1 protein-coding gene is annotated in these 1,256 nt (G+C 59.8%); it reads left to right on the plus strand.

The genetic code is table 11. The annotated features are described in order from the left end of the window. Positions 1–70 precede the first annotated feature (70 nt). Positions 71–1,248, plus strand: a protein-coding gene (locus VSR71_RS34940) for an IS3 family transposase (RefSeq protein WP_342917901.1) whose coding sequence is annotated in 2 segments (ribosomal slippage) — positions 71–338 and positions 338–1,248 — 1,179 coding nt in all. Because the reading frame shifts where the segments join, the coding sequence is not laid out codon by codon here. The last annotated feature ends 8 nt before the right edge of the window (positions 1,249–1,256 follow it).

A 1,256-nucleotide genomic window follows, 5' to 3' on the forward strand; every position in this document is an offset into this window, starting at 1 on the left:
CTGTAGTGGTCTAATTTCCTCGGACAGGTCGATAGGAGGACAATCCCGAATCGACGAGGAAAAAAGCTAGATGACAAGAAGGCGCCGACAATTTGATGCCAGCTTCAAGCTGGAAGTGGTACGGATGGTACGAGACCAAGGATTATCGGTCAGTGAAGTTTGTCGGTCGATGGAACTTGGTGAGACGGCGGTTCGCCGCTGGATGGCGCAGTACGACGCAGAGCGTGCAGGCGGCCCCGGCGAGGGTAAGCCGCTGACGGCGGAACAGCAGCGCATTCGACAGCTCGAAGCGGAGAACCGGCAACTGCGCGAGGACAACACATTGCTAAAAAAAGCCTCGGCCTTCTTTGCACGCGAACTGAAGTGAGATATCGGGTGGTAACTCATTTGCAAGAGGAGGCCACATCGGTCAGTAACGCCTGCCGGCTGCTGGGGGTGAGCCGCTCTGGCTACTACGCGTACCGGCGTGCCAGACAGAGCGCAAGGAGCCTGCAGGAACAGACCCACGTCAAGGCGGCATTCGTTGCCAGCGGCGCGAACTACGGCAGCCGGCGCGTGATGCATGCGCTGCGGGCACAAGGACTTCGCATTGGACGTTATCGGGTCCGCACGCTGATGCGCGAGGCGGATTTGCGCGCGCGATGGAAGCGAAAGTTCGTATCGACGACTGACAGCAGGCACACGCTGCCTGTGGCGGCCAACGTGCTGGACCGGCAGTTTGACGTGGCTGAGCCGAACCGCGCGTGGGTTTCGGACATAACGTATATCCGCACGGCTCAAGGCTGGTTGTACCTGGCTGTCGTGCTGGACCTGTACTCACGAAAGGTGGTTGGCTGGTCCATGGCGCCCACCATGCAAGCCGGCCTGGTCATGTCGGCGCTGACTATGGCGCTGCAGCAGCGCCGGCCAGCGCCGGGACTGGTCCTGCATTCGGACCGGGGGAGCCAGTACGCGAGCGATGAATACCAGGCCTTGCTCAGGCAGCATCACGTGGTTTGCAGCATGAGCCGCAAGGGAAATTGTTGGGACAACGCGGTGATGGAGCGGTTCTTCCTGAACCTCAAGATGGAGCGCGTGTGGCAGCGTCAATACGCCAATCACGACGAGGCTCGACGCGACATCACCCAGTACATCGTTGGCTTCTATAACCCAGTGCGCTTGCACTCAACCCTGGGGTATCTGTCGCCCACTGCCCACGAGGCGAAATCGACAGTGAAAGAACCTATCCGCCTGTCCGAAATAACTTGACCACCACA

The organism is Cupriavidus oxalaticus, from assembly GCF_038900635.1.
Lineage (GTDB): Bacteria > Pseudomonadota > Gammaproteobacteria > Burkholderiales > Burkholderiaceae > Cupriavidus > Cupriavidus oxalaticus_B.